17 protein-coding genes are annotated in these 6,894 nt (G+C 71.6%); 16 read left to right on the top strand and 1 reads right to left on the bottom strand.

Going from position 1 to position 6,894, the window contains the following annotated elements; translation table 11 throughout:
- From VFB40_RS00760 to VFB40_RS00720, 9 genes are all read left to right on the top strand, one after another.
- On the top strand, window positions 1-374 hold a 374-nt coding region (locus VFB40_RS00760; protein WP_527249180.1), incomplete at its 5' end, for a helix-turn-helix domain-containing protein.
- Entirely contained in the window at window positions 371-568 is a 198-nt protein-coding gene (locus tag VFB40_RS00755) for a hypothetical protein (protein ID WP_324847281.1), read from the top strand. The genes VFB40_RS00760 and VFB40_RS00755, both read left to right, overlap by 4 nt.
- Window positions 565-867 (top strand): hypothetical protein, encoded by a 303-nt coding sequence (locus tag VFB40_RS00750; protein WP_324847280.1) that lies wholly within the window; start codon window positions 565-567, stop codon window positions 865-867. The genes VFB40_RS00755 and VFB40_RS00750 overlap by 4 nt, the downstream gene beginning before the upstream one ends.
- A complete protein-coding gene (locus tag VFB40_RS00745; RefSeq protein WP_324847279.1) occupies window positions 864-1,280 on the top strand; it encodes an FDXHR family putative zinc-binding protein in 417 nt (138 codons plus the stop codon). Before VFB40_RS00750 ends, VFB40_RS00745 begins: the two co-directional genes overlap by 4 nt.
- Complete coding sequence (locus VFB40_RS00740) at window positions 1,273-1,707, top strand: hypothetical protein (protein ID WP_324847278.1); 435 nt, start codon at window positions 1,273-1,275, stop codon at window positions 1,705-1,707. The genes VFB40_RS00745 and VFB40_RS00740 overlap by 8 nt, the downstream gene beginning before the upstream one ends.
- The gene (locus tag VFB40_RS00735) at window positions 1,707-2,114 is read left to right on the top strand and encodes a hypothetical protein (protein ID WP_324847277.1); all 408 of its coding nucleotides are present in this window, start codon (window positions 1,707-1,709) and stop codon (window positions 2,112-2,114) included. Before VFB40_RS00740 ends, VFB40_RS00735 begins: the two co-directional genes overlap by 1 nt.
- 109 nt (window positions 2,115-2,223) lie before the next feature.
- Window positions 2,224-2,685 carry a hypothetical protein gene (locus tag VFB40_RS00730; protein WP_324847276.1) on the top strand — a complete coding sequence of 154 codons (462 nt, stop codon included), beginning with the start codon at window positions 2,224-2,226 and terminating at the stop codon, window positions 2,683-2,685.
- Window positions 2,682-2,876 carry a DUF397 domain-containing protein gene (locus tag VFB40_RS00725; RefSeq protein ID WP_324847275.1) on the top strand — a complete coding sequence of 65 codons (195 nt, stop codon included), beginning with the start codon at window positions 2,682-2,684 and terminating at the stop codon, window positions 2,874-2,876. The genes VFB40_RS00730 and VFB40_RS00725 overlap by 4 nt, the downstream gene beginning before the upstream one ends.
- Entirely contained in the window at window positions 2,873-3,205 is a 333-nt protein-coding gene (locus tag VFB40_RS00720; RefSeq protein ID WP_324847274.1) for a hypothetical protein, read from the top strand. The genes VFB40_RS00725 and VFB40_RS00720 overlap by 4 nt, the downstream gene beginning before the upstream one ends.
- A gap of 121 nt (window positions 3,206-3,326) precedes the next feature.
- On the opposite strand, the gene VFB40_RS00715 is transcribed toward VFB40_RS00720, so the two are convergent.
- Complete coding sequence (locus VFB40_RS00715; protein ID WP_324847273.1) at window positions 3,327-3,566, bottom strand: hypothetical protein; 240 nt, start codon at window positions 3,564-3,566, stop codon at window positions 3,327-3,329.
- A 132-nt stretch (window positions 3,567-3,698) separates the two neighbouring features.
- On the opposite strand from VFB40_RS00715, the gene VFB40_RS00710 reads away from it, so the two are divergent.
- Genes VFB40_RS00710 through VFB40_RS00680 form a run of 7 tightly spaced genes read left to right on the top strand, consistent with a single transcriptional unit; the run spans window position 3,699 to window position 6,646 of the window.
- Window positions 3,699-4,343: a hypothetical protein gene (locus tag VFB40_RS00710; RefSeq protein WP_324847272.1), complete on the top strand. Its 645-nt coding sequence runs from the start codon at window positions 3,699-3,701 to the stop codon at window positions 4,341-4,343.
- A gap of 2 nt (window positions 4,344-4,345) precedes the next feature.
- Window positions 4,346-4,720 carry a hypothetical protein gene (locus VFB40_RS00705; protein WP_324847271.1) on the top strand — a complete coding sequence of 125 codons (375 nt, stop codon included), beginning with the start codon at window positions 4,346-4,348 and terminating at the stop codon, window positions 4,718-4,720.
- Entirely contained in the window at window positions 4,720-5,166 is a 447-nt protein-coding gene (locus tag VFB40_RS00700) for a beta barrel domain-containing protein (RefSeq protein WP_324847270.1), read from the top strand. The genes VFB40_RS00705 and VFB40_RS00700 overlap by 1 nt, the downstream gene beginning before the upstream one ends.
- Window position 5,167: 1 nt before the next feature.
- Window positions 5,168-5,404 (top strand): hypothetical protein, encoded by a 237-nt coding sequence (locus VFB40_RS00695; protein WP_324847269.1) that lies wholly within the window; start codon window positions 5,168-5,170, stop codon window positions 5,402-5,404.
- A gap of 47 nt (window positions 5,405-5,451) precedes the next feature.
- On the top strand, window positions 5,452-5,838 hold the full coding sequence (locus VFB40_RS00690) for a DUF6205 family protein (protein WP_324847268.1): 387 nt from the start codon (window positions 5,452-5,454) through the stop codon (window positions 5,836-5,838).
- Entirely contained in the window at window positions 5,838-6,236 is a 399-nt protein-coding gene (locus tag VFB40_RS00685) for a hypothetical protein (protein ID WP_324847267.1), read from the top strand. The genes VFB40_RS00690 and VFB40_RS00685 overlap by 1 nt, the downstream gene beginning before the upstream one ends.
- The gene (locus tag VFB40_RS00680) at window positions 6,233-6,646 is read left to right on the top strand and encodes a hypothetical protein (RefSeq protein ID WP_324847266.1); all 414 of its coding nucleotides are present in this window, start codon (window positions 6,233-6,235) and stop codon (window positions 6,644-6,646) included. The genes VFB40_RS00685 and VFB40_RS00680 overlap by 4 nt, the downstream gene beginning before the upstream one ends.
- Window positions 6,647-6,894: the final 248 nt, after the last annotated feature.

Below are 6,894 nucleotides of genomic sequence, written 5' to 3'. Positions count from 1 at the left end.
GCGGTGGAGCTGGGCGTGCTGACGCTGGTGCGCCGGGAGCGTGCCGCGTGACCGGGCCGGCCGCGTGGTTGGGCGCGTACCCGAAACGCCCCGGCGCCCCGCTGATCCTGCCGGGGGCGACGCTCGCCGAAGCCCTCGGCGGCCAGCCCCACCGCCGCCCGCCGGTGCTGGACCCGCTGCTGGCCGCGCTCCTGCCGCTGCTCGCGGCGAACCTGACGCAGGCGCAGATCGGGGCGCGCCTCGCCCTGAGCCCGTCGGCGGTCAAGCACCGGGCGCGGCGCCTGTACGCGGCGCTGGGCGTCACCAACCGGGTGGGTGCGGTCACGACGGCGCTGGCGTGCGGCCTGCTCGAGGAACCCGGGAGCGAGCCGTGAACAAGTCCAAGGCGCGGGCCTGCGACGGCAAACAGGCCCACCCGAACCGGAAAACCGCACTGGAGCACCTGTGGCGGCTCGTGCGCGAGGGCGCGTCACCGGCGGTCCTGAACGTGTACGCGTGTCCGACGGTGAAGCCGGGGCAGGTGCGCCACTTCCACGTCGGGCACCGCATGCCGGGCAGGCGCAAGTGAGCGCGGGTGTGGGCGTGCCGGGCCGCGATCCGGCGGTGGAGACGTGGCGGGAGGTGTGCACCGCCGCCAACCCCGCCGTGCTCGCGGTGGCCGCCGACGCCAGGTGCCTGCTGCTCGCCCTACCCGGGATGCCGCGCTCCGAGCAGGCCGCGATGGCGGAGGAGTTCCGGGCGGCCGAGTCCTGGCAGGCGATCGCGGAACTGCTGCGGTCCTGGCGGATCACCGCGGGATTACACGCGGCGGCGGCAACAAACGGCACACAACAGGACAGAAACTACGAAACGAAGGACGGATCATGACCGAGACCGAGACTCACGCCGAAGCAGGCCACACCCACCGCCAGCCGGACGCACTCAGCGAGGGACGCTCGACCGCCACCGATCGGCCTGAGGGTGACCTGCTTCAGGGAAACGGGCCGATTCCGGGCCGCCCCCAGAGCCCGGGAATCCCTGCCGAGGCGATCCGGCACTCCTGCGGGCAGTGGTGGACCGGCACCCGGGTAGCGCACTGCGGGTCCGTCAACTGCCATCGCACGTTCTCCAGCACCACCGCGTTCGACCGGCACCAGCGCAACAAGCCGGACGGCGGCGTGGAATGCCTGAACCCGGCGACCGTCGGCCTGGTGCCGGTCGAGAAGCCCTACGGGGTGCTGTGGTCGTGGCCCGCGAGCGACCGGAACCCGCACGCGGCGAAGGGCGACGACGATGCCTGAGCCGACCGACGACCTTCGTCGGGCCATCCGTGACGCCGCACGCAGCGTCCCGATCCGGCTCGGCCCCAACGCCCTCGACATCGCCCAACGCGGCGGGCCCATCCACCTCAACGGGGGTGAAACCGATCAGCTGGTCGACGCCGTCATGGCCGTGCTCGACGCGGAGTTCGCCCGGCCGCTGCTCGCGCTCGACCCGCCGCCGGAGATGAGCCCCGAGGACGTGGCCGCGTGGCACGCCGCATGGGCCGAGACGTTCACCGGCGACACGCAGACCCACGTGCGAATCCTGCCGCCCAACGGGGACGCCGCGGCACTGCGGCGCGTCCGGGACGCCGTCACCGCGCTCGACGGGCAGCTCGCCCACGAAGACACCGGCGAACGCCACGTCCTGCAACAGATCCAGTCCGCACTCACCGAGGAGTCCTGATGCACGCCGACGAACGCACCCGCGTGGTCATCCACCGCGAATGGGTCCTGGATACCCCCGCGCACCACACCGAGGTCGCTAAAGCCCTCATGGTCGCGGGGCAGAAACACGACGCCGAACCGGGCCGCGCCTCGGACATCGTGTTCGATCACGGCGACGACTGCCTGATCATCGGGTACGAGGTCGAGCAGGAGCACGCCAGCGAACTCGGCCACGCCGTCGACAAGATCGTGCGCGCCGACCTGGCCGAGTGGCGGCGCAAAGCCGAGTTTCTCGAGGCGACGATCAAGCGCGTCCGACAGCTCGCGATCACCTGGTCCGGGGATGCCGAGAGTGAGCGGCGAGTGGCCAGCCGGGAACTGCACGAAACGCTCGACGGCCCCGGCGACGAGGAGCAGGCCCGGTGACCGCGCACGCCGCGTATGTGGCGGGTCGGCTGCTGCTCGGGACCGCCGGCCCGCTCGGGATCGGCTGGCTGGCGTGGCTGCTCACCGCCGCGACCCGAGGCGGGCAGCGGTGACCGCGTTCGTGCTCGTCACCGGCTCCCGGTTCCTACCAGCCGACGGGCGCCTGCTCGCCGCCCTTGACGAACTGAGCGCCGAGATCAGCGAAGACCTGATGATCGTGCACGGTCAGTGCGACCCGCGACACCCCGCCAACCGCAGCCTCGTGCGCTGGCACCGTGCCGAGCACTGCGGCATCCATCCGGACCGGCTACTCGGCGCCGACTGGCAGGCCGACCGCTGGGCCCGCTCCACCGGAGTGCCCACCGACCCGTACCCAGCCGATTGGGACCGGCACGGTCGCGCAGCCGGGCCGCGGCGCAACCAGCGGATGGTGGACGTGCTCACGAGCGTGCGCCACGGTCTCGTCGCCGCGTTCCCGTTCGGCACGTCGGTCGGGACCATGGATTGCGTTCGCCGGGCGAAGGCTGCGGGGATCCCGGTGCGCGTGTTCGAGCAGGGGGCCGGGCGGTGACCGCGCGCACGGTGGTGGCGTGCGGTTACAGCGGAGACTGCCTGCGCGTCACCTTCACCCCCGAAGGCGTCCGGGTCGACAGCACCAGCCGCCCCGGGGCCGTGGACGCGACACCGGAGGAGTGGGCGGCGTTCGTGGCCGCGGTCAAACGCGGCGACTTCGACCAGCCGGCCGAGCGGGGCCGGCGGTGAGCCGCCACCTGGCCGAACCGCCGTGCCCGAACCAGGCCGAGCACACGCCCTGCCCCACCGGCTACCTCGGCTGGTGGTCCTGGGCCGAACGCATGAACCGCACCCACGGCCAGCGCCGATGCGGGGGCTGCGGACGGTGGGCGATCTGGTACCCGCGCGCCGAGGGCGAATGGGCGCCGTGCTGGGGTTGCGGCGAGGCGAAGGTGAACCCGGCGCTGTTCGGCGAGGACCAGGAGCTGCTGTGCGGCGGGTGCGTCCAGGAGCGCGCCGAGCGCGAGAAGGCCAGCGCGCGGGAGCGGCTTCGGTACCGGTGGGCGGAGGCGACGTGACCCGCCGCAAGCGTTGGCGTCCGCCGTGGCCGGTGCAGCTCGTCGGCGTGTTCGCCGCGCTCGCGGTGGCGGCGTACGCGTGGACCGAGGCACTGCGATGGATCGGCGTGCGGTGAACGCGTCAGGACTCGGCGCGGGGTGGCTTGAGGTGGGCGTACCGGGGGTCCTGGAGCCCCTTCTCGCGGCGAATCCCGCGCACGTACCCCTCAGAAACGCCGAGGTGGCGGGCGATCTCGGCGGCCGACTTCCCTGCCTTGAGCGCGCCCTCGATTGCACCGGGCGTGGCCTTGACCGCGGCCTCGCCGGTTTCGCGCTTACGACGCAGCGCATCGAGCGCGGCGAGGATCGGATCGGTCTCCATGCTGATCACAGTACCGCGCGGCGGTTCCGGCAACAAGTTCCTGCGGCCATTTCCTCCAATCACTTGCGGCTGCCACTTCCGGAAGCTACTGTAGGAATTACAGCAGCGAGAGCAACCGGAGGGGAACCCGAGATGACCGCCACGAAGACCGCCGAGTGGACCGAAGTACGCCGCGCGACCTGGAGCGAGTTCTCCACCGCCCCCAACGGCTCCAGCAGCGGCACCGACTACTACACGGCGATCTGGACGCGGCGCACCTGGCCCCAGGACGGCAGCAGCTACGCCGGCCACACCTACGAGCGCAAGGAGATCTGGATCGGCCCGACCCCCGACTACATGCACGTCCTGGTCTCCTTGAGCGAGTCGCACGTCTCCGCGCCGGACGCAGCCAAGGCCGAGACGCCCGCCCCGGCCGAGTTGGTCCTCCCGAAGCCGCAGGACCACCTGCCCAAGCAGGCGCACCGTCCCGCCCGCAAGCCCGGCACGGCGATCCAGCGCGCGATCGCCGCCTACCGCAACCGGTCCGTGCTCACCGTGGACGGGTTCCTCGCGTCGCTTGGCGCCGACCCGGATACCACCCGCCGCTACCGGTCCTCACTGGGCCGCAAGGTCGCGCAGGCTTATCGCGCCGCCACCGGCCAGGAGCCGACCCGCGCCGGTTGGGCCGTCGCCCACCACCGGCTGATCCCCGTGTACGCCTACGACCGTCAGCAGGCCGCTCTGCTCGCTGAGGTCGCCCGCGGCTACAAGCCCACCGCGCACCTGATCGGAGCCTGACCGTGGATCTCGCCGCTCTCGCCCGTCAGCGCATGCGCGCCTTTGCCGATCCGGACAAGTACCGCCACGATCCGGTGGCCGCTGCCGACAACCGCACGTCCATGTGCGACGCCCGTATCGCGCTGTGCATCGCCCTCGGCGTGCCAGCCGAGGACATCGACCCGGCGTCGGGTTACGACCTGAGTCGCGCCACCTATGAGTCGGTTCGCGCGTCGTGGCGCAGGCACGTCGAGATGCATGGGTTCAGCGAGCAGTACGACCGGCCCCGGTACGAAGCGGCGTTCGGGTCCTGGGCGTCGCGGCGGCCGCAGTTCACGAACGGGGACGACTGGCTCGCCGGGGTCCTCAAGCCCGAACCGGAAGGGACGCAGTCCTGATGCCCGTTCTCTCGCCCGCGCAGCTCGCGGCACTCAAAGCCGCCGCAGACGCCCCGGACGTGCGCCGCCCGGACGCGGATCTGAAGGTCGGCGACGAGGTGATCGTCTCCGGGCCGGGCATGCGCGGACACACCGCCACGGTCACGAAGATCGGCCCCAAGTGGGTCACCACCGGCACGGGACAGAGCGCGATGCGGTTCTACCGGACGACGCTGCACAGCGAGGTCGGCTGGGGCCCTGGTTGCCAGCTTTACACGCCCGAGCAGCGCGATCACGACCGGCGGATCTATCGGGCTGAGACGAGGCTGCGGGAGTCCGGGATTGTGGCCCGGCGGCCGGACGTGTCGGACGGTCGTGTGCTCGCCTTGGCTGCGCTGCTGGACCTGCTCGAAGAGGCCGACGCTGGCCGTGCCCTGCTCGAATCCACCAACCCGGAAGGCCACTGACATGACCGACGCCATCGCTCTCCGGATCGCGCGGAACAACATCGACCACGGCCGCGAGCAACTGGCCGCCGAAGCCCAGCACCTCGCCGACGCCGCCACCCGGTTCGCCGCCAGCATCATCAAGGGCGGCCCGTACACCGGGGACGCGTCGCGCCTCGCGCAGGAGGCCACGCAGGCGGCTGCGACTGCTGCGCGGCTGGACGCGCTGATCGAGACGATCGCCTACCTCAACGCCTGACCTGCTGCCCGTGTCTCGCGGGCGCACCGAACCCGAAGGAGCAGCACGTGTCCTACAGCAACCGTTTCACCGGCGAGATCACGATCACCCCGCCGCTCACCCACGCCGAGATCCGCCGAGCACCCACCCTGGACCCGTCGTGGGACGCGCACCTGCGTATCGACCGCGACGAGATCGACACCGACGCGGGCGTGATGGTCGTGTACGCCGCGGATGCGATCGTCGGCCCAGAGGAGCCGTGCAACGGGTACGACGTCGAGGACCAGATCCGGACGCTCGTCGGCCTGTACTCGGAGGGTCACGAGTTCGCGGGGTTCATCCAAGAGGATCCGGATCCGGGGTTCGGGGAGCCACCGCATCGTTGGGTGGTGCGTGGCCGGGAGGTCGTGAAGGTCTCGCCGGTGATCACCTGGCCGGGAGAGGGCGGCGCGTGATGTCCGCCTCGACGCCTCCGTTGACGGTTCAGGCCATCGCCGCGGACCTGTGCCGCGAAATCCTCGCCGACCACGCCGATTGGCCGCTCGCGCTCCAGGTGCCCGAGTACACGTGGCCGCGCGTGTACGAACGCAACCCGGCATGCCCCGCCATCAGGGACTCGCGCCCGAACGGCCCGTGTGTCGCGTTGGCTCCGGGCGGCTGGGCTGTGTACGTGCACTTGTTCCTTGACGGTCACTGGGTTGATTCGGATTCGGATTGGCGTCTGCCGTATCCGGGCGGGTTCGAGGATTTCCGGTCTTACCCGGAGGGGACGCGTCTGCCGCTCGGGTTCCGGGTGGAGTTGGTGCAGCGGATCGAACGCCGACTCGCGTTGATCAAGGAGAGTGCCCAGTGATCCGCACCCAGGCGCGTACCGCCCGCAAGAGCCACGTCTGCACGACCGGGGCCCTGGGCTGCGTCGGCGTGATCCGGCCCGGCGACCGGTACCTGATGCACGTGGCGAGCCCCGGCGGTGATCTCGGGCTGGTGAGTTGGGGTCGGCTCGCGGAGTGCGCGAACTGCGCGGAGTTGTACGGGCGGCCGGTCGCGGGTCTGTCGTCGTGGTGGGCCCTGTGGTCCGAGGACGGGCGCCTGCTGGATCTGATCACCTACGACACGGGCCCGGTGACCGAGGCGCAGGCACGCGACGGCCTGGGCCGGGCGGTCGTGCCGCTCACCGGCACGCTCGAGGCCATCGACAGGGCGCGGCTCGAACAGCTGCGCCGGGATCACGGCGGTCGCCGCGCGATCGAGGCAGGCCGCTGATGCGCGAGCTCATCGGCTTGTTCGCCGCAGCACTGTTCGGTGGCGCTGTCGTGGCCGGCGCGCTATGGCTCGGCGAGCACTGGGACGACATGAAAGGCGGCCGCAAGTGATCGACACGACTGAGGCGCGTGCTCTGGCGGCAGCGGCACGCGCGGACACGGCGGACGGGCTCACCGCGCGCGAACGGCTCGCGGACGTCGTTGAGGCGCTGTGTGACGCGCTGGAAGGCCGACGGGCACCCACGCGCG

The organism is Actinocrinis sp. (assembly GCF_035650855.1).
GTDB lineage: Bacteria > Actinomycetota > Actinomycetes > Streptomycetales > Catenulisporaceae > Actinocrinis.
The sequence above is the reverse complement of the archived record's forward strand: the minus strand, read 5'-3'. Positions and strand labels throughout refer to the sequence as shown.